General features: G+C 71.5%; 14 protein-coding genes and 1 rRNA gene. 7 read left to right on the top strand and 8 right to left on the bottom strand.

The features are described from left to right. Nucleotides 1-73 precede the first annotated feature (73 nt). A 5S ribosomal RNA gene (gene rrf, locus ACQPY0_RS52215) occupies nucleotides 74-190 on the top strand. Nucleotides 191-288: 98 nt separating this feature from the next. On the opposite strand, the gene ACQPY0_RS52210 is transcribed toward rrf, so the two are convergent. The 3 genes from ACQPY0_RS52210 to ACQPY0_RS52200 all read right to left on the bottom strand — a co-directional run bounded on the left by ACQPY0_RS52210 (nucleotide 289) and on the right by ACQPY0_RS52200 (nucleotide 1,876). Continuing rightward, on the bottom strand, nucleotides 289-492 hold the full coding sequence (locus tag ACQPY0_RS52210; protein ID WP_432979161.1) for a hypothetical protein: 204 nt from the start codon (nucleotides 490-492) through the stop codon (nucleotides 289-291). 13 nt (nucleotides 493-505) lie between these two features. Continuing rightward, nucleotides 506-907: a hypothetical protein gene (locus ACQPY0_RS52205; protein ID WP_432979158.1), complete on the bottom strand. Its 402-nt coding sequence runs from the start codon at nucleotides 905-907 to the stop codon at nucleotides 506-508. 78 nt (nucleotides 908-985) lie between these two features. After that, nucleotides 986-1,876, bottom strand: a complete 891-nt coding sequence (locus ACQPY0_RS52200; protein ID WP_432979155.1) for a hypothetical protein — start codon at nucleotides 1,874-1,876, stop codon at nucleotides 986-988. 73 nt (nucleotides 1,877-1,949) lie between these two features. Here ACQPY0_RS52200 and ACQPY0_RS52195 point away from each other — a divergent pair, with 73 nt between their 5' ends. The 4 genes from ACQPY0_RS52195 to ACQPY0_RS52180 are packed head-to-tail and all read left to right on the top strand — an operon-like array spanning nucleotide 1,950 to nucleotide 7,240. Next, nucleotides 1,950-4,595: a valine--tRNA ligase gene (locus ACQPY0_RS52195; RefSeq protein WP_432979152.1), complete on the top strand. Its 2,646-nt coding sequence runs from the start codon at nucleotides 1,950-1,952 to the stop codon at nucleotides 4,593-4,595. Between the two features lie 50 nt (nucleotides 4,596-4,645). Beyond that, nucleotides 4,646-5,914: a bifunctional folylpolyglutamate synthase/dihydrofolate synthase gene (locus ACQPY0_RS52190; protein WP_432995775.1), complete on the top strand. Its 1,269-nt coding sequence runs from the start codon at nucleotides 4,646-4,648 to the stop codon at nucleotides 5,912-5,914. Beyond that, a complete protein-coding gene (locus tag ACQPY0_RS52185; RefSeq protein ID WP_432979149.1) occupies nucleotides 5,911-6,267 on the top strand; it encodes a DUF4233 domain-containing protein in 357 nt (118 codons plus the stop codon). Before ACQPY0_RS52190 ends, ACQPY0_RS52185 begins: the two co-directional genes overlap by 4 nt. A 1-nt stretch (nucleotide 6,268) precedes the next feature. Then, nucleotides 6,269-7,240, top strand: a complete 972-nt coding sequence (locus tag ACQPY0_RS52180; RefSeq protein ID WP_432979146.1) for a helix-turn-helix transcriptional regulator — start codon at nucleotides 6,269-6,271, stop codon at nucleotides 7,238-7,240. A 45-nt stretch (nucleotides 7,241-7,285) separates the two neighbouring features. On the opposite strand, the gene ACQPY0_RS52175 is transcribed toward ACQPY0_RS52180, so the two are convergent. After that, complete coding sequence (locus tag ACQPY0_RS52175) at nucleotides 7,286-11,320, bottom strand: VOC family protein (protein ID WP_432979143.1); 4,035 nt, start codon at nucleotides 11,318-11,320, stop codon at nucleotides 7,286-7,288. A 137-nt stretch (nucleotides 11,321-11,457) separates the two neighbouring features. Here ACQPY0_RS52175 and ndk point away from each other — a divergent pair, with 137 nt between their 5' ends. Then, nucleotides 11,458-11,871: a nucleoside-diphosphate kinase gene (gene ndk, locus ACQPY0_RS52170; protein WP_432979140.1), complete on the top strand. Its 414-nt coding sequence runs from the start codon at nucleotides 11,458-11,460 to the stop codon at nucleotides 11,869-11,871. Nucleotides 11,872-11,940: 69 nt separating this feature from the next. Here the strand turns inward: ndk and ACQPY0_RS52165 are convergent, their stop codons facing one another. The 3 genes from ACQPY0_RS52165 to ACQPY0_RS52155 all read right to left on the bottom strand — a co-directional run bounded on the left by ACQPY0_RS52165 (nucleotide 11,941) and on the right by ACQPY0_RS52155 (nucleotide 14,402). Beyond that, nucleotides 11,941-12,645 (bottom strand): lysophospholipid acyltransferase family protein, encoded by a 705-nt coding sequence (locus tag ACQPY0_RS52165; protein WP_432979137.1) that lies wholly within the window; start codon nucleotides 12,643-12,645, stop codon nucleotides 11,941-11,943. 142 nt (nucleotides 12,646-12,787) lie between these two features. After that, a complete protein-coding gene (locus ACQPY0_RS52160; RefSeq protein WP_432979134.1) occupies nucleotides 12,788-13,624 on the bottom strand; it encodes an EamA family transporter in 837 nt (278 codons plus the stop codon). A gap of 133 nt (nucleotides 13,625-13,757) precedes the next feature. Then, entirely contained in the window at nucleotides 13,758-14,402 is a 645-nt protein-coding gene (locus ACQPY0_RS52155) for a B3/B4 domain-containing protein (RefSeq protein ID WP_432979131.1), read from the bottom strand. Nucleotides 14,403-14,440: 38 nt separating this feature from the next. On the opposite strand from ACQPY0_RS52155, the gene ACQPY0_RS52150 reads away from it, so the two are divergent. After that, on the top strand, nucleotides 14,441-15,034 hold the full coding sequence (locus ACQPY0_RS52150; RefSeq protein WP_432979128.1) for a helix-turn-helix domain-containing protein: 594 nt from the start codon (nucleotides 14,441-14,443) through the stop codon (nucleotides 15,032-15,034). Here the strand turns inward: ACQPY0_RS52150 and ileS are convergent. Beyond that, nucleotides 15,031-18,141 (bottom strand): isoleucine--tRNA ligase, encoded by a 3,111-nt coding sequence (gene ileS / locus ACQPY0_RS52145; RefSeq protein ID WP_432979124.1) that lies wholly within the window; start codon nucleotides 18,139-18,141, stop codon nucleotides 15,031-15,033. The genes ACQPY0_RS52150 and ileS overlap by 4 nt on opposite strands. Between the last annotated feature and the right edge of the window lie 184 nt (nucleotides 18,142-18,325).

The following is an 18,325-nucleotide window of genomic DNA, read 5'->3' as shown; positions in this document are numbered from 1 at the left end:
TGTGTGATTCTGAACCAACACCGAACGCACCCCCAAAAACAAGGGGTGTGCGGGGTTGACAGGTTCATAGTGTTACGGCGGCCATAGCGGAGGGGAAACGCCCGGTCCCATTCCGAACCCGGAAGCTAAGCCCTCCAGCGCCGATGGTACTGCACCCGAGAGAGTGTGGGAGAGTAGGACGCCGCCGGACAAACTTTCGATCAGGGGCCCACCGATTTCGGTGGGCCCCTGAAGCGTTTCCGGACAACGAACGAGCCGGCCCGCGAACGGACCGGCCGGCAATCACCTTCAGCTGCGGTGCTCGACCGCGCTGCGCAGCTCCAGGAGCGACTTCGCGGAGTCAGCGACGTTACGGCCGGAGAACAGGGCCACGCCCAGCGAACCGTTGTCCGCCCAGCCGCACACCGACAGGTCCGAATCGTCCACCTTCGTCGTGCCGCAGCGCATCGTGCCGCCCAGGGGGCCCGCGTCCACGTCGTGGACGTCACGCACGCCGCCGGCGTCGTCAGGCGGTCTTGAGGGTCTCCTCGGGCTTCCAGATGCGGGCGGTGCCGGCGACGAGGATCGCGTCCGTGCCGCTGTCGCGGTAGATGAGGCCCACGCTGTTGTCGAGGCTCACCTCGGTGGCGATCGCGTCGCGGATGTACTCGCTGGCGCTCTTCGCTCCGTCGCTGGTGTCCAGCGTGAACGCGCCGACCTTGTCCGGGGACTTGATCTCGGTGTCGCTCTGGCCCAGGACCCGGACGACCGCCGGGCCGTAGATGATGCCGGAGACCAGCAGGGCCGCGGCCGCGACCGAGCCGGAGACGATCGCGATGCGCTTGAGGGGCAGGCGGCTCGCCGGAGCCTCCTCCGGCTCCTCGTCGTCGTAGTACAGGCCGGCGGGTCCGCCGTCGGGGTCGACCATCGGCGCACTGTAGCAGCGCCACCCCGGAAGCGCTTCAGGGGCGCCGCGGCGCCCCTGAAGCGAGAGAGAAGGGAGGAACTAGCGGGTCTGCACGGCCTCGCGGATGTTCACGAACTGGCCGGAGACGGCGGAGACCTCCTGGCCCATGAACATGACCATGCCGACGCTGCCGTGGTCGGCCCACACGCAGAGGCTGACCTTCAGGCCGTCGTTGCCGAACTTGTACTCCGCGCCGCCGCACTTCACCGTGCCACCCAGCCTGCCGGCGGGATACTCCGCGGGGGCGCTGGTCGTGGCCAGGTCACTGCCGGAGTTGAAGCCCTTGAACGCGGAGTCGATCTCCGAGCCGGGGGAGATGAACGTGCCGGTCGCGGCGACCAGGACGACGATGTGGGTCGGGTCGTCGTCGGACTTCGAGTAGACGCCGGTGGCGATCTCGTCGACGCTGTCGATGCTGCCCCGCAGATCCGTCTCCATGCTGTCCCTCAGCGTGTCGGCCTCGGGGGAGTCCTGCTTGGTCAGGCCGCCCGGCAGGGTGGCCGGGGCGCTCACGTGCGCGCCGGAGTCCTTGAAGATCGGGTAGAAGGCCACGCAGGCGATGACGGCGCAGACCAGGAAGACGCCGCCGACGACGCCGAGGGTGATCTTCAGGCCCTTGCCCTTCTTCGGGGGCGGGGGCGCGACGAACGTCGGCTGAGGCGGCTGGTAGGCCGGCGGCGGGTAGGCGGCGGGCTGCGCGGAGACCGGATAGGCGGGCTGCGGGGGGTACGCCGGCTGGCCCGACACGGGGTAGCCAGGGCTCGAGACCGGCTGAACCGGGGGCTGCGTCGGTGGCGGCGGCTGCTGCGGATACGGACCCGGGTTGTTCACGGGCGGGGGTGTGCCGTACTCCGGAGCGAGGTCGTAGGACATGGGCCGGAACGGCTCCGAGCGCGGCTCGTCATCCGGGTTCTGCGGCGGGTAGGTCACCGTCGATCAGTCTCCTGAGTGTAGGGGCAATGGCGAGCGTAGACCCCCTGCGCGACAGTTCTAGACTTTGCGTGTGACGGATACTCCACGCGCGGGGCAGGCAACCCCGGCGCTCTCGGCTCAGTATGCCCCCGGCGAGGTCGAGCAGCGGCGGTACGAGCAATGGGTAGCCGACGGTCTGTTCAAGGCGGACACGGAAAGCGACAAGCCGCCGTTCACGATCGTATTGCCGCCGCCGAACGTCACCGGTTCGCTGCACATCGGGCACGCGCTGGACCACTCGGTCCAGGACGCGCTGATCCGGCGCAAGCGCATGCAGGGCTTCGAGGCCCTCTGGCTGCCCGGCATGGACCACGCCGGCATCGCCACGCAGAATGTCGTCGAGCGGCAGCTGGCCTCAAGCGGGCAGTCCCGCCACGACCTCGGGCGCGAGGCGTTCGTCGAGCGCGTGTGGCAGTGGAAGGCCGAGTCCGGCGGCAAGATCCTGGGGCAGATGACCCGGCTCGGGGACTCGGTGGACTGGAGCCGCGAGCGCTTCACCATGGACGAGGGCCTGTCCCGGGCGGTGCTGACGATCTTCAAGCGCCTCTACGACGACGGGCTCATCTACCGGGCCGAGCGGATCATCAACTGGTGCCCGCGGTGCCTGACGGCGCTGAGCGACATCGAGGTCGAGCACTCCGACGACGACGGCGAGCTCGTGTCGATCCGCTACGGCGACGGGGACGCCGCGATCGTCGTGGCGACCACGCGGGCCGAGACGATGCTCGGCGACACCGCGGTCGCGGTGCACCCGGACGACGAGCGCTACAAGCACCTGGTCGGCACCGAGGTCGAGCTGCCGCTGACGGGCCGGCGGATCCCGATCGTCGCCGACCCGCACGTCGATCCGGCGTTCGGCACCGGCGCGGTCAAGGTGACCCCGGCGCACGACCCGAACGACTTCGAGATCGGCCAGCGCCACGACCTGCCGAGCCTGACGGTGATGGACGAGCACGGCGTGATCACCGTGCACGGGCCGTTCCTGGGCCTGGACCGGTTCGAGGCGCGCCCGGCGGTCGTGGCGGCGCTGCGGGCCGATGGGCGGATCGTGGCCGAGAAGCGGCCTTACACGCACGCCGTCGGGCACTGCTCGCGGTGCAGCACCACGGTCGAGCCGCGGCTGTCGCTGCAGTGGTTCGTGCGGACGGAGCCGCTGGCCAAGGCGGCCGGCGACGCGGTGCGCGACGGGCGGGTGCGGGTCGAGCCGCCGGAGCTCACGAAGCGATACTTCGGCTGGGTCGACAACATGCACGACTGGTGCATCTCGCGGCAGCTGTGGTGGGGTCACCGGATCCCGGTGTGGTACGGGCCGAACGGCGAGGTGGTGTGCGTCGGCCCGGACGATCCGACGCCGACCGGCGACGGCTGGGTGCAGGACGCCGACGTGCTCGACACCTGGTTCAGCTCCGCGCTGTGGCCGTTCTCCACGCTCGGCTGGCCCGACGAGACCCCGGACCTGGCCAAGTTCTATCCGACGAGCGTGCTCGTCACGGGGTACGACATCCTGTTCTTCTGGGTCGCCCGGATGATGATGTTCGGCCTCTACGCGATGGACGGCCGGCAGCCCTTCGACGTCGTGATGCTGCACGGCATGGTCCGCGACCAGTTCGGCAAGAAGATGTCGAAGTCCTTCGGCAACGTCGTCGACCCGCTGGACTGGATCGAGCGGTTCGGCGCCGACGCGACCCGGTTCACGCTGCTGCGCGGGGCGAACCCGGGCGCCGACGTGCCGGTGAGCGAGGAGTGGGTCCAGGGCGCACGCAACTTCGCCAACAAGCTGTGGAACGCGACCCGGTTCGGCCTGTCCGGCGGGGCGACCGTCGAGGGTGACCTGCCCACCGAGGGCCTGAGCACCGTGGACCGCTGGATCCTCTCGCGCCTGCAGCACGTGATCGGCGAGGTCGACCAGCAGTTCGAGGCGTTCGAGCTGGCCAAGGTCTGCGACACGCTGTACCACTTCGCCTGGGACGACGTCTGCGACTGGTACCTGGAGCTGACCAAGCCGGTGCTGACCGGCGACGACGAGGCGGCCAAGGCCGTCACCCGGCGGGTGCTGGGCCACGTGCTGGAGAGCCTGCAGCGGCTGCTGCACCCGATCATGCCGTTCGTCACCGAGGAGCTGTGGACGACGCTGACCGGCGGGGCGACCGTGGTGCGGGCCGAGTGGCCGGCCGCGGACAAGGAGCTCGTCGACGACGACGCCGAGCGCGAGGTCGAGAACCTGCAGCGGGTCGTCACCGAGGTCCGCCGGTTCCGTGCCGACCAGGGCGTGAAGCCGTCCCAGCGGGTCGTGGCCCGGCTCGAGGGGCTCGACGCGGCCGGCCTGACCGCGCACGAGTCGCTGATCCGGTCCCTGGCTCGTCTCGACGGGGTTGGTGCGGTGTGGGGCGGCCAGGAGAACAGTGAGCAGTTCGTGGCGACGGCGAAGCTGGCCGTCGGCGTCGGGGTCACCGTCGAGCTCGACACCCGCGGCGCGATCGACGTCGCCGCCGAGCGGGCGCGGCTCACCAAGGACAAGGCGGCGGCGGAGAAGGAGGCCGAGCAGTGCCGGGCCAAGCTCGGCAACCCGGCCTTCACCGGCAAGGCGCCCGAGGCGGTGGTGGCCAAGATCCGGGAGCGGCTCGCGGCCGCCGAGGCGGACCTGGCCCGCGTCACCGCGCAGTTGGAAGCCCTGTGACCAGGTTTTCCGAGGTCGACCAGGAGCTGAACGCCCGCGGGTTCACCCGCATGGTGTTCGACCTGGGCCGCATCGAGGGGCTGCTCGACTCGCTCGGCAGCCCCCAGCGGGCGTTCCCGGCGATCCACCTCACCGGCACCAACGGCAAGACGTCGACGGCCCGGATGATCGACTCGCTGCTGCGGGCGCACGGGCTGCGCACCGGGCGCTACACGAGCCCGCACCTGCAGAGCATCACCGAGCGGATCAGCATCGAGGGCGAGCCGATCAGCGAGGAGAAGTTCGTCGAGGTGTACGAGGAGGTGGCGCCGCTCGCGGAGTACCTCGACGCCCGCTCTGACGCGCCGCTGACGTACTTCGACATGACCACGGCGATGGCGTTCGCCGCGTTCGCTGACGCACCCGTCGACGTGGCCGTGGTCGAGGTCGGCCTCGGCGGCGCCGACGACTCCACCAACGTGCTGCAGGCCCAGACGACGGTGATCACGCCGATCGGCCTGGACCACACCGAGTGGCTCGGCGACACGCTCGAGGAGATCGCCTGGGCCAAGGCCGGGATCGTGCACAAGGGCTCGACGCTCATCTGCGCGCTGCAGCCGGAGGAGGCGATGCGCCCGATCCTGGAGCGCTGCGCCGAGGTCGGTGCGACGGTGGCCCGGGAGGGGCGCGAGTTCGGGGTCGTGCACCGGGACCTGGCCGTCGGCGGGCAGATGCTGACGCTGCAGGGGCTCTCCGGGGTGTACGAGGGGATCTTCCTGCCCCTGCACGGCGAGCACCAGGCGCAGAACGCGGCCATCGCGCTCGCGGCGGTCGAGGCGTTCCTGGGCGCCGGCGCGGAGCGCTCGCTCAACGCCGAGGCGGTGCGGGACGGCTTCGCGGGCGCCACCTCGCCCGGCCGCCTGGAGCGGGTGCGCAACTCGCCGCCGATCCTGCTCGACGCCGCCCACAACGCCCACGGCATGCGGGCCACGGTCCGGGCGCTGACCGAGGAGTTCGCGTTCAGCGGGCTCGTCGCCGTCGTCGCCGCCCTGGCCGACAAGGACGTCGAGGGCATGCTGGAGCTGCTGGAGCCGATCACCGAGTCGATCGTCGTCACCCGCAACAGCTCACCCCGCGCGATGCCGGCCGCCCAGCTCGGCGCGATCGCCGAGGAGCTGTTCGGCCCCGACCGCGTCCACGTCGTGCCCAGCCTGCCCGACGCGCTCGACGCCGCCGTCACCCTCGCCGAGTCCGACAACGCCGTGCCCGGCACCGTCGCCGTGCTCATCACCGGCTCGGTCGTCACCGTCGCCGATGCCCGCGGGCTGTTGAAGCGATGACCTCGCCCGCCGGACTGAAGAACCCCGGGGCCGCCGTGCGCGGCGTCGGGGCCGCGGGGCTCGCGGTCGAGGGTGTCGTACTCCTGCTGGCGCTGCTGCCGCTGGCCAAGCTCGGCCACGGGCACAATACCGCCGCCATCTGGGTCTGCGCGGTCCTCGCCGTCGTGTGCTTCGGACTCTGCGGGCTGCTCAAGCACTCCTGGGCGTGGATCGCCGGGCTCGTCGTACAGGTCGTCCTGCTCGCCGGCGGGTTCCTGCACTGGTCGCTGCTCGCGCTCGGGATCGTCTTCGGACCCGCCTGGCTCTACGCGCTCTACGTGCGCCGCTCGGTCTACGCCAACAAGCCCGACTGAGATGCGCGCGAGCCGGCTGCTGTCGACGCTGCTGCTGTTGCAGACCCGGGGCCGGCGCACCGCCCAGCAGATCGCCGACGAGCTCGAGGTGTCGGTCCGCACCGTGTACCGCGACATCGAGGCCCTGTCGGCCGCGGGCGTCCCGGTTTACGCCGATCGCGGGCCGGCCGGCGGTTTCGCGCTGCTGGACGGGTACCGAACCAGTCTCACGGGCCTGACCACCGACGAGGCCGCGGCGCTCTTCCTCACCGGCAGCGGCGCGACGGCCGGGGATCTCGGCCTCGGGCCGACGCTCGACGCGGCCCGGCTCAAGCTGCTCGCGGCGCTGCCGGCCGAGCAGCGCTCGATGGCCGGGCGCATCCAGCAACGCGTCCACGTGGACGCGCCCGGGTGGTTCCGCGACCCCGAGGCGCCACCATTCCTGGAGGCGGTCGCCACATCCGTCTGGGAAGAGCGGAAAATCCGGATTTCGTACCGCAAGTGGGACGGCTCCGCCGTGGAGCGCACGCTCTCGCCGCTCGGTCTCGTGCTCAAGGGGACCGCGTGGTACATGGTCGCGGTGGGCCGCTCGCGCACCAACGCCTTCCGGATCTCGCGCATCGAGTCGCTGACGCCGCTGGACGAGCACTTCACCCGCCCCGAGGACTTCGATCTGCGCCGGTACTGGCTGGAGTTCGCCGACCGGCTGCAGGAGACGCTCTACGCCGGGGGTTCCGCGACCGTACGGCTGGGGCCGCGCGCCCTTCGCCTGTGGTTCCTGCTCGGGCCGGTCGCCGAGCGGGCCCTGCGCGAGACCGGCCGCCCCGACACCGACGGATGGGTACGCGTGGTCCTGCCCATCGAGTCGCTCGAACACGCCCGGGTCGACCTGGGCCGCTTCGGGGCCGACGTCGAGGTGCTGGAGCCCGCCGAGCTGCGTTCGCTGATGCGCGCCACCGCCGAGGAGATGCTGCGCCGGTACTCCGCGCCGTAGCCGGCCCGTTTCAGCGTCGCTACTCCGCGCCGTAGCCGGCCCGTTTCAGCGCCGCAGCTCCCACCGCGTCAGCGCGATGGCGTGCCCGTCCGGATCCCGGAACGTCGCCGAGCACAACTCCAGCTGCTCGCCCTGGGGCACGACGCGCGGCCGGTGCACGAAGTCGACGCCCTGCTCACGAAGACGCTCGTACGCGTCGTACACGTCGGGAACGTCCAGGTTCAGGTGCACCACGCGCCGGTCGACCGGCGGCATATCCGCGACCCGTCGCAGAACGACCCGGGCGGTGCCGGTCTCCAGCACGGCCCCGGTCGGCCCGCTGTCGAGCTCGGTAAGCCCGAGCGTGTCCCGGTAGAACCGCCGCGACCGCTGCAGGTCCGACACGATCAGCGTGATACTGACCCCATTGACCCCGTCAAGCGGCAGTGTGCTCTGCCGCCTGGGCGCGGTGGCCAGGAACTCGGCAACGGCCCCTTCACTGAGCGGCTGCTCCTCGAGCGCGTCCTCGTTCAAGTCATCGTCGACCGGCGGGATGTAATGCTCCGTAGCGTACGGGTCCGGCGTGACAACCTCGTCCTCGTCCCGCACCGGGGCACGCAGGACGGGCGGCGCGCTGTACAGACCGGCGCTGACCGGAACCGGCCCCCGCCCATTGACCGACCAAGCCGACCCGCTCAACGGACCCAGCTCCCGCCGACCCCCACCGGCTCCAGCCCGGTCATCTCCAGCGGCCTGCCGCTCCCCAGCCCGGCGCTGCTCAGCCCGCCCGCTCTCAGCCAGACCATCTGTGGCCTGACGGTTCTCAGTCTGATGGTGCTCGGCCAGTCCGTCCGCAGCCCGGCCGTCTCCGCTCAGCTGCTCTCCGGCCAGACCGTTTTCAGCCCGGTCGTCTCCGGTCAGGTGCTCTCCGGCCAGTCCGTCCTCGGTCCGGTCGTCTTCGGTCAGGCCGTCCTCAGCCCCACCGTCCCCGGTCAGGTGCTCTCCGGCCAGGCTGCCCTCGATCACCGGCGGAGGATGCTCCATACGGAGGCTGCGGGTGGGAAGCTGCTCCATCTCACGATCGGGGTAGAACGCGACCGGCGGCGTGACAGGAACAGGCAGCGCGTCGGCCGCGGGCTCCTCAGCACCCTTCCACCACTCAACGTCGCTCTCCACGGTCGCCCCACTGACGACTTCATCGGGCGCGACGACGAGCGAGCCAGCCTCCGGAATCGTGTACGCCTCAGGCTCAACCACCGCCGCAGCGGGTTCACCCCCCGCCCCGGCGATCCCAGCCCCGTATCCGGCGGCGTCCGCCCCCGACCCAGCGGCCCCCGTGGTTTCCCTTCCTGATCCGACGCTGCCTGTTCCCGGCCTGGCGGCGTCCGTCGCTGACCCGATGACGTTGGCTGCCGTTCCCGGCCAGACGGTCTCCAACCTCAGCCCTGCGGTTTCCAGCTCCGGTTCGGTCGTTCCCGCGCCGGAACCGGTGCCCTCCGAGCCCGCCCCCGCGGTGTCCGCTCCCCGCCCAGTGCTCCCCGTCGCCGATCCGGCGGCTCCCGTTCCCGGTGCGGCGAGCGCGGAGCCCGACACGCCAGTCTCCGCGCCCGGCTCAACGGTGTCCTCGGCGAGTCCGGCGGCCCCCAGCGTCGCGGCGGGCTCGGCGGTGGCGGTTGGCTCAGCGGTCGCGGTGGTTTCCGGAAGCGCCGCGAGATCCGGACCTGCGATAGCTACCGCGGCTGCGATGGCGTCCGACGCTGCGGTGGCCTGCGGGGCTCGGGTGGCTTCTGGAGCTGGGATGGACTCTGAGGCCGCAGTGGGCTCCGCAGCTGCCGTGGTCTGCGGGGCTGGTGTGGCCTTCGAGGCCGCCGTGGTCTCTGGGGCTGTAGTGGGCTCCGCGGTCTGCAGAGCTTGGGTGGCGTTCGCGGCTGCCGTGGTCTGTGGGACTGTGGTGGGCTCCGCGGCTGCCATGGACTGTGGGACTGTAGTGAGCTCCGCGGCTGCAGTGGTCTGCGGGGCTTGGGTGGCTTCTGGGGCTGCGGTTTCCGGAGCGGCGGTGGCCTCTGGGACTGTGGTGGCGTCCGAGGCTGCGGTGGACTCTGGGGCTGCGGTGGGCTCCGAAGCCGCGGTGGGATCGGCCGGCGGGTAGGCGCGGCCCGGTCGGGATCGGCGGGCACCCGAACGTGGGTGCGGGCTGGGCCGGCGGTGGACGCCGCCGGGGCGGGGGGAGGAGCGCAGCCGCATGATGATCGGCTCGTCCTCGTCGCCGATGATCGTCTGGCCGGCGCCCGTGCCGAGCGCGGCCATCGCGGCGGCCTCGCCGGTGGCGGTGGCGGTCCGGTCGCCACTGGAGGCGTCGGCGTCGGGCGCTGCGGTCGCGGCCCCGAAGGTTTCGGTCTCGGTCGCCGCGTCTTCCGTCGTGGCGGCGGTCGTGTCCACCGTTTCCGAGGTCGTTGCCGCCGGGATCGCTGTTACTGAACCAGTCGCCGCTGTTTCCGAGTCCGCCGTCGCCAGGGCCGTTTCCGAAGACGCCGGGGCCGGGATCGCGGTTTCCGAAGACGTTGCGGCCGGGACGGTTTCCGAGGTCGCGGTGGCCGGGCGCGTCGTTTCCGAAGACGTCGCCGCTGGGAACGGCGTTTCCGAGGTCGCGGTGGCTGGGAACGCGGTCTGCGAGGCTGCCGCGGTCGGCGACGCCGTCTCAGTGGCGGTCGCCCCTGGAGTCGCCGGGTCTGCAGTTGCTGGTTCGGCGGTTGCCGTGTCCGTGGTCGTCGCGGCCGGGAAGAAGGTCTGCGAGGTGGTCGTGGTCAGCGACGCCGTTTCCGTGGCGGTCGCCGAGTCTGCGGTGGCTGGTTCGATGGTTGCCGTTTCCGTGGATGTCTCCCGGACCGGCGTCGGCTGAGTCAGTGTTTCCAACGTTGCGGCCGTCGGACTTGACGTTTCCGAAGTTGCCGCGCCTGGGGCCGCGGTCTCCGGATTTGCCGCGGTCGGGGCCGCGGTCTCCGAAGTTGCCGCGCCCGGGGCCGCCGTCTCCGAAGTTGCCGTGGTCGGGGCCGCTGTCTCTGAAGTTGCCGCGCCTGAGGTCGCCGTCTCTGAAGTTGCCGGGCCCTGGGGCGGCGTTTCCGGTGGCGCCGGGGGCTCGGTGAATGCCGTGGCGGGGGAGGCCGCGGTGGCGCCCATTGGCTCGGCTGGGTGGTGGGCTGGGTCGGTGGCGGCGTGGCGGGGCTTTGCCGGGCCCGTCTGGCGGCCGGGACCCGTCTGGCGGCCGGGGCCGGTCTGGCGGCCGGGGGTCGGGGGACGGGCCGGTGCCGGGTCGGCCTGGGACGGGGTCGGGTTGGTCTGAGAAGGAGCCGGGTCGGTCTGGGACGGGCGGGGGCGGGTCGGGGCCGTATAGGCCTGGGGCTGGGGGTGGGCTGGGCGGCGGGCCGCGTCCGGGATCTGCTCCGCCGGTGGGGGTGCGGTGGCCAACGCGGTGCTGGTGCGGGCTCCGGCCGGTTCGTCGATCTCCGCGTTGACGGGTGGGAGGTCGGTCAGGGTCGGCGTGTTGTCCGGCGGGATGTGCAAGGGGCGGCTGTAGGCGTCGCCGTCCACGGAGTATGCGTAGTCGTCGGAGCCGCCGAGCAGGCCCGTTGGGGTGCGCTGCTCCGCGATGACGACCTCCTGGTGGGTCTGGACGCGGTTCCACAGCACGGTGAACTTGCGCGGTGTGCCCTTGAGGACCTGGACCGGCAGGGTCGCGCCGGGCTCGGGCCATTTTTCCAGGGGGATGGCCGGGTCGGTGCCGGTGACCGTGATGCCGCGGATGCCGGTCGCCGTGATGGTCAGCTTGAGCCGGCCGCGGGCGGTCCGGGCCTCCGTGGCGGGGCGGTGGGGAGTGACGCTCTCGACGACCGCGGTGCCCTGGACATACATCCGGACCTTGTTCCGCGAGTTGACCACCACGATCATGACCGGGCCGGCCCCGGCGACGATCACGCCGAGGGCAACGACCAGCGGATTGTCCTGGCCCAGACCGCAAAAGGCCAGGAACCCGCCGATCACGAGCAGCAGCAGTATTACCAGAATCCGGCTGTCGGATGATGACGCGCGGTTGCTGGACGGCAAAGTCGACCTCCCCAGACGACTGACACCAGGCTATGCCTGATCATTGCCGAAACAAAAGTCTCCGGCACCCTGGCGGGGTGTGCGTGGTGACGCTGGGTAGGCTTCGGGGCAGTACCGGTGAAAGATGGAGGATTCTCGTGTCGGAGCGCACGCTCGTACTCATCAAGCCCGACGCCGTCCGCCGCGGCCTGGTGGGCGAGGTCCTCGCCCGGCTGGAGCGCAAGGGCCTGACCATCGAGGCGATGACCCTGCGCACGATGGACGTCGCCTTGGCGGACCAGCACTACGCCGAGCACGTCGAGCGCCCCTTCTACCCCGCGCTGCGCGACTTCATGACCGGCGGCCCGCTCGTGTCGCTGGTGGTCGCGGGTGACGAGGCCATCTCCGTCGTACGCACCCTGGTCGGCGCCACCGATGGTCGCAAGGCCGCTCCGGGCAGCATCCGCGGCGACCTGTCCCTGTCCAACCGCGAGAACCTGGTCCACGCCTCCGACTCGCCGGACAGCGCCAAGCGCGAGATCGCCCTGTGGTTCCCGGAGCTGGCACTCTAGCCGCCCGTTGACCAATGACCCCGCCGTGCGCCGCCCGCTCGGAAAGAGCGGGGCGGCGGGGTGGGTGGCCTAGGCCTCGGGGGTGGGTTCCGGCATCTGGTCGGGGCGTTTCGGGGCGTAGCGGCCCACGTACTCCTGCCCGGTCAGCTGCTGGATGGCGTTCATGAGCTTCAGTGTGACCTCGCGCAGCGCGCGGCTGTCGACCTCGCCGCCGCCCTGCCACTGGCTCAGGTCGAGCGGCTCGCCGATGCGCACCTCGACCTTCGGGCCCAGCTTCGGCAGTGACGCGCCGACGGGCATGACCTGGTCGAAGCCCATCAGGCCGACCGGGATGATCGGGGCCGGGGCGTCCAGGGCGAGCTTGGCGACGCCGGGGCGGCCGCGGTAGAGCCGGCCGTCCGTGGAGCGGGTGCCCTCCGGGAAGATGCCGAGCACGTGGCCCGCGCGCAGGACCGGCAGCGCGGCGTCGAGGGCCATGAGGCTGGCGCGGCCGCCGGAGCGGTCGACCGGGATCTGGTTCAGGCCGAACATGATGTGGCGCAGCGCCTTGCCCTTGATGCCCGGGCCCAGGAAATACTGGTCCTTCGCGAGGAAGTAGACGTTGCGCGGGGCGATGGCGCCCATCATCACCGAGTCGAGGACCGACTGGTGGTTGCTGGCGAGGATCGCGGGGCCGGTCTTCGGGACGTTGTCCAGCCCGATGATCTTCGGGTGCCAGAGGAGCCGGACCAGGGGTGCCACCGTCATCTTGCCGACCGCATAGAGCGCGGACAAATGCCCTCCACCAGGCTCAACTCGACGCTGCCGCACACTCTAACCGCAGCCTCGGGCCATAGCAGCCGCGCGGTCCACAAGGTGGGCAATACCACCCGCGCCAATACCTACGGCATCACCCGCGCGAATACCTACGAGGTGACTACGAGGCGACGAGGATGAGCGCGGTCGCGGCCAGGCCGAGGCCGGCGAGCTGGGCGGGGCGCATGCGCTCGCGGTCGACCACCATCGCCAGGAGCACCGTCGAAACGGGGTAGAGCGCCGAGATCGGGGCGATGATGCTCAGGTCGCCGCGGGTCACGGCGAGCACGTAGAGCGCGTTGGCGGACATGTCCAGCACTGCGGCCGCGAGCAGCCAGGACCGCGACGCGCCGGCCGGGCGGGGCGCCCCCGCGCGCAGCCGCCGGATCAGCAGCGGCGTGCCGAGCGCGACCGCGGCGACCTGGGCGCCCGCGATCGGCCACAGGCCCGCGCCGTCGCCGGTCCGGGACAGGCACGTGAAGAACAGGCCGAACGCGACGCCGGACAGCAGCGCCAGCCCGATCAGCCGGCCGGTGACCGGGGCGCCGCTGCCGCCGGCCGCGCTCACCAGGCCGATCGCGGCGATCGCGCATGCGGCCCCGGTCAGCGCCAGGGCGCCCGGGCGCTCGCCGGTGGCCAGGCCGAACGCGACCGGCAGCAGCGCGGTGGTCACGGCACTGACCGGGGCGACGATCGCCATCGCGCCGCCGGCGAGCGCGCGGTAGAAGACGACCATGCCGAGGACGCCGAGCAGGCCGGCCGCCGCGCCCCAGCCGAGCGCGCCGGTCGTCGCCGCGCCGGGGATGAGCAGCAGGTAGAGGCCGAGCAGGGGGAGGCTCGCGGCCTTGGACAGCACGACCACGAGCAGGGAGTCGGCACGCTGGCTGGCCTTGCCGCCGGCGAAGTCGCCGACGCCCCAGACCAGGCCGGACAGGGCGGCGAGGATGATGCCGGTCATGCGTCCTCCGCTTCGCTCCGGCCGCATGCCATCCGAACTGAGCCGATGATGACCGGCCTCCTCCGCCTTGTCTGGCTCGATGAGGCTTCGCCGGGATCGACCCAGATAAGGCGCCGCTTCGCTCCGGAACCGGTCATGCGAGCCGCTCGATGGTGATCGAGTCGGCGGGCAGCAGCGACGCGAGGAGGTCGGCGGCCGGGCGCAGGTCGAGGTCGAGGCCCTCCAGCAGGAACACGGCCGAGGTGGTCGCCTCGGTCAGCGCGGTGCGCCGGCCCTGGCGCCAGTTCCAGCGCCGGCAGGTCACGGCGACGTCGTCGCGCCAGATCACCTCGCCGGGCTCGGGGGACTCGACGACCGGGGCGCCGTCCTTGACCGTGTCGAAGGGCTCGTCGCCGCTCGCGCGGACCAGCCGCTCGGTGCCGGCCAGCGCGGCGCGGTCCTCGCCGCCGATGGGCACGGCGAAGCGGATACTCACCGCGTTGTACGCGTCGACCAGGCGATTCACCGAGGGCACCGCGCCCTTGGCGGCCCGCTTGCGCAGCGCCTCCGCCGAGCAGGGGGTGCGCTGGGGCTTGGCGCCGAACGCGCGGTACACATCCTGCCACGCCGAGAGGTGCGGGTGCGGCGCACCGAGATCGCCGGCCGCGGCGACGGCCTCGCGCAGCAGTTCGGGGTCGCCCGGGCCGTTGCGCAGCCCGTCGGCGAGGACCGCGAACACGGTAGCCTCGTGGCCCACGCAACGGCACAGGTCGAGTACCTCATCGGCGACGGTGAACATGCCATAGTCGTATCACAATACTGACCGCGAAGGAAAATATGTTGACCGACCGGGAGCGGGACGCGCAGGCCGCGATCGCGCGGCAGGTGAAGAGCCTGCGGCGGGGCCGGGGCTGGTCGCTCGACGAGCTGGCCAGCCGCTCGGGTGTGAGCAAGGGCATGCTCGTACAGATCGAGGGGGCCCGCACCAACCCGAGCATCGGCACGCTGTGCCGGGTCGCCGAGTCGTTCGGCGTGAGCCTCGGGCGGCTGCTGGAGCCCGAGTCCGAGCCGGTCGTGAAGATCGTCGGGGCCGACGAGCCGGCGGTGCTGTGGCACGGGCCGGACGGCGGGACCGGGCGGCTGCTGCGCGGCGTGAACGACCCCGGCTTCGTCGAGGTGTGGGACTGGCGGATGGCGCCGGGGGAGGGCCACGACTCCGGCGACCACGCGGCGAGCACGCGGGAGATCATCCACGTCCGCGAGGGGGAGCTGGAGGTGGTCGTGGACGGCTCGCCGTACACCGTCAACACCGGCGAGACGATCGACTTCCCGGCCGACCGCCCCCACCGCTACCGGAACCCCGGCGCGGTGGAGGCGGTCGTCACGATGGTCGTCGTCATGCCCCCGGGGGAGCGCGACCGGCGAGCCTAGACGGGCGTGACGGTCACCTTGACCGGCTCGCCGTCGCCGACCTCGCCGGCGAAGCCCTCGACCAGCGTGCCGAGCTCGACCGAGTTGGCCAGGGTCTCGCCGGCCACGAACGCGCCGTGCGCCGCCAGCGCCTCGGCGACCGCTTCGGGGCCGTCGACCACGACCACGATCCGGTCGGACACGTTGAGGTCGGCGTCGCGGCGGGCCTGCTGGATCACCCGGACCAGGTCGCGGGCCACCCCCTCGGCCGCCAGCTGCGGCGTCACCGTGCTGTCGAGCACGACCACGCCCTCGCCGCCCGGCAGCGGCGCGGACTGGGTCGGGTCCGCGGCGACGAGCTTGAGGTCGTACTCGCCCTCCTGCAACTGCACTCCGCCGGCCGTCACGACCCCGCCGCTCTGGGACCAGTCGCCGGCCTTGACCGCCTTGATCACCTGCTGGACCTTGCCGCCCAGGCGCGGGCCGAGCACCCGCGGCACCAGCGTCAGCACCGGCGTGCAGTGCGCGGCCACGTCCGCGGTGAACTCGACGTGCTTGACGTTGACCTCGTCGGCGACGAGCGCGGCGAACAGGCGCAGCGCGTCGGCGTCCGGCGTGGCGACGGTGAGCGTCTGCAGGGGCAGCCGCACGCGCAGCCCGCGGGCCTTGCGCAGCGACAGCGCGGCCGAGCACACATCGCGCACCGCGTCCATGTCGGCGACGAGCTTGTGGTCGGCCGGGAACTGCGCCGCGTCGGGCCAGTCCGTCAGGTGTACCGAACGCTCGCCGGTCAGCCCCCGGAAGATCTCCTCCGCGGTGAGCGGCGCGAGCGGGGCCACGACCTGGGTGAGCGTCGAAAGGACGGTGAACAGCGTGTCGAACGCGTCGTGGTCGCCGGCCCAGAAGCGGTCACGGGAGCGGCGCACGTACCAGTTGGTGAGCGCGTCGAGGTAGGCCCGCACGGTCCCGCAGGCGCCGGAGATGTCGTACGCGTCCAGCTGCCGCCCGACCGTCGCTACCAGCTCGCCGGTCTTGGCCAGCACATACTTGTCGAGCAGGTCGGCGCTGTCGGTGCGGGGGCGGGCCGGGTACCCCTCGGCGTTGGCGTAGAGCGAGAAGAAGTACCACACGTTCCACAGCGGCAGCAGTACCTGCCGGACCGCGTCGCGGATGCCCGTCTCGGTGACCGGCATGTCCCCGCCGCGCAGGACGGGCGAGGAGACCAGGAACCAGCGCATCGCGTCGGAGCCGTACGCGTCGAAGATCCGGTACACGTCCGGATAGTTGCGTAGGCTCTTGGACATCTTGCGCCCGTCCTCGCCGAGCAGGATGCCGTGCGAGACGCAGTTACGAAACGCCGGGCGGTCGAAGAGCGCGGTGGCCAGCACGTGCATGGTGTAGAACCAGCCGCGGGCCTGGCCGATGTACTCCACGATGAAGTCGCCCGGGTAATGATGCTCGAACCAGTCGGCGTTCTCGAACGGGTAGTGCACCTGGGCGAACGGCATCGAGCCGGACTCGAACCAGCAGTCCAGCACCTCCGGCACCCGGCGCATGACCGACTGCCCGGTCGGGTCGTCCGGGTTGGGCCGGGTCAGGTTGTCGATCTCGGGGCGGTGCAGGTCGGACGGGCGGACGCCGAAGTCGCGCTCGAGCTCGTCGAGCGAGCCGTAGACGTCGACGCGCGGGTATTGCGGGTCGTCGGACTTCCACACCGGGATCGGCGAGCCCCAGAAGCGGTTGCGGCTGATCGACCAGTCGCGGGCGTTGGACAGCCACTTGCCGAACGAGCCGTCCTTGATGTGCTCGGGTGTCCAGGTGATCTGCTGGTTGAGCTCCACCATCCGGTCGCGGAAGTCGGTCACCCGCACGAACCACGAGGAGACGGCCTTGTACACCAGCGGCGTGTCGCAGCGCCAGCAGTGCGGGTACGAGTGCGTGTAGCTGTCGTGGCGCACGACCACGCCGGCCGCCTTGAGGTCGCGGATCACCGGCCGGTTGGCCTCGAAGACCTGCAGCCCCTCGTAGTCCGGGACCAGCGAGGTGAACCGGGTGTGCTCGTCGACGGTCACCACCGTCGGGATGCCCGCCGAGGCGCACGCGTTCTGGTCGTCCTCGCCGAAGGCGGGCGCCAGGTGCACCACGCCGGTGCCGTCCTCGGTCGTGACGAAGTCCGCCCCGATCAGCTGGAACGCGTTCGCGGTATCGGCGAGGTAGTCGAACAGCGGGGTGTACCGCCGGCCGACCAGCTCGGCGCCGGTGAGCGAGCCGACCCGGGCGGCGTTCGCCAGCTCCTTCTCGTAGGCGCCGACGCGCGACTCGGCGAGGATGTACCGCTGGCCGCCCTCCTCGAAGACCGCGTACTCGATCTCGGGTCCGACCGCGATCGCCAGGTTGGACGGCAGGGTCCATGGCGTGGTCGTCCAGACCAGGATCCGCTCGCCGGTCTCCAGCCGGAACGCCACCGTCAGCGCGGGGTCCTGCCGGTCGCGGTAGACGTCCTCGTCCATGCGCAGCTCGGTGTTGGACAGCGGCGTCTCACAGCGCCAGCAGTAGGCCAGCACCCGGAAGCCCTCGTAGACCAGGCCCTTGTCGTGCAGGGTCTTGAAGGCCCACATGACGCTTTCCATGTAGTCGGTGTCGAGCGTCTTGTAGTCGTTGGCGAAGTCGACCCAGCGGGCCTGGCGGGTGACGTACCGCTCCCACTCGCTGGTGTAGCGCAGCACGGACTCGCGGGTCGCCGCGTTGAACTTGTCGACGCCGAGCTGGAGGATCTCGGCCTTCGTGGTGATGCCGAGCTGCTTCTCGGCCTCGACCTCGGCGGGCATGCCGTGGCAGTCCCAGCCGAAGCGGCGCTCGACGCGGAAGCCCTTCATGGATTTGTACCGCGGGACGACGTCCTTGGCGTAGCCGGTCAGCAGGTGCCCGTAGTGGGGCAGGCCGTTGGCGAACGGGGGCCCGTCGTAGAACACGAACTCGTTCGCCCCGTCGTCGCCGGCGGGGCGCTGCTCCACCGAGGCCTGGAACGTCTCGTCGCCGGACCAGTAGTCCAGGACCTCGCGTTCGACTTCGGGGAGGTTCGGGCTCGCCGGGACGCCGGTGCCCGCGCGGTGCATCGGGTAGGCCATCGGTGGTCAATCTCCTCGCGTGGGTCGCTGTCGTCGAATCCACGCGGGGACGAGCCTCCGCAGGCCCGCGGTACCACCCCGCTTGCCGCCGGATCGTGCATTCGGCGGCCGCTCGTTGGCCGGCTGTAACGGGCCGGTGCCCGTCCGGTTCTAGTGAGCCACCGAGGTGACCGTTCTTCCGGAG

Source organism: Dactylosporangium sp. CA-233914, assembly GCF_050942935.1.
Classification (GTDB): Bacteria; Actinomycetota; Actinomycetes; order Mycobacteriales; family Micromonosporaceae; genus Dactylosporangium.
The sequence above is the reverse complement of the archived record's forward strand: the minus strand, read 5'-3'. Positions and strand labels throughout refer to the sequence as shown.

Coding starts and splice junctions, on each gene's coding strand:
- ACQPY0_RS52155 (WP_432979131.1), bottom strand. CDS start 14,402: ATGTTCACCGTCGCCGATGAGGTACTCGACCTGTGCCGTTGCGTGGGC.
- ACQPY0_RS52185 (WP_432979149.1), top strand. CDS start 5,911: ATGACCTCGCCCGCCGGACTGAAGAACCCCGGGGCCGCCGTGCGCGGC.
- ACQPY0_RS52150 (WP_432979128.1), top strand. CDS start 14,441: ATGTTGACCGACCGGGAGCGGGACGCGCAGGCCGCGATCGCGCGGCAG.
- ACQPY0_RS52205 (WP_432979158.1), bottom strand. CDS start 907: ATGGTCGACCCCGACGGCGGACCCGCCGGCCTGTACTACGACGACGAG.
- ileS (WP_432979124.1), bottom strand. CDS start 18,141: ATGGCCTACCCGATGCACCGCGCGGGCACCGGCGTCCCGGCGAGCCCG.
- ACQPY0_RS52180 (WP_432979146.1), top strand. CDS start 6,269: ATGCGCGCGAGCCGGCTGCTGTCGACGCTGCTGCTGTTGCAGACCCGG.
- ACQPY0_RS52190 (WP_432995775.1), top strand. CDS start 4,646: ATGGTGTTCGACCTGGGCCGCATCGAGGGGCTGCTCGACTCGCTCGGC.
- ACQPY0_RS52160 (WP_432979134.1), bottom strand. CDS start 13,624: ATGACCGGCATCATCCTCGCCGCCCTGTCCGGCCTGGTCTGGGGCGTC.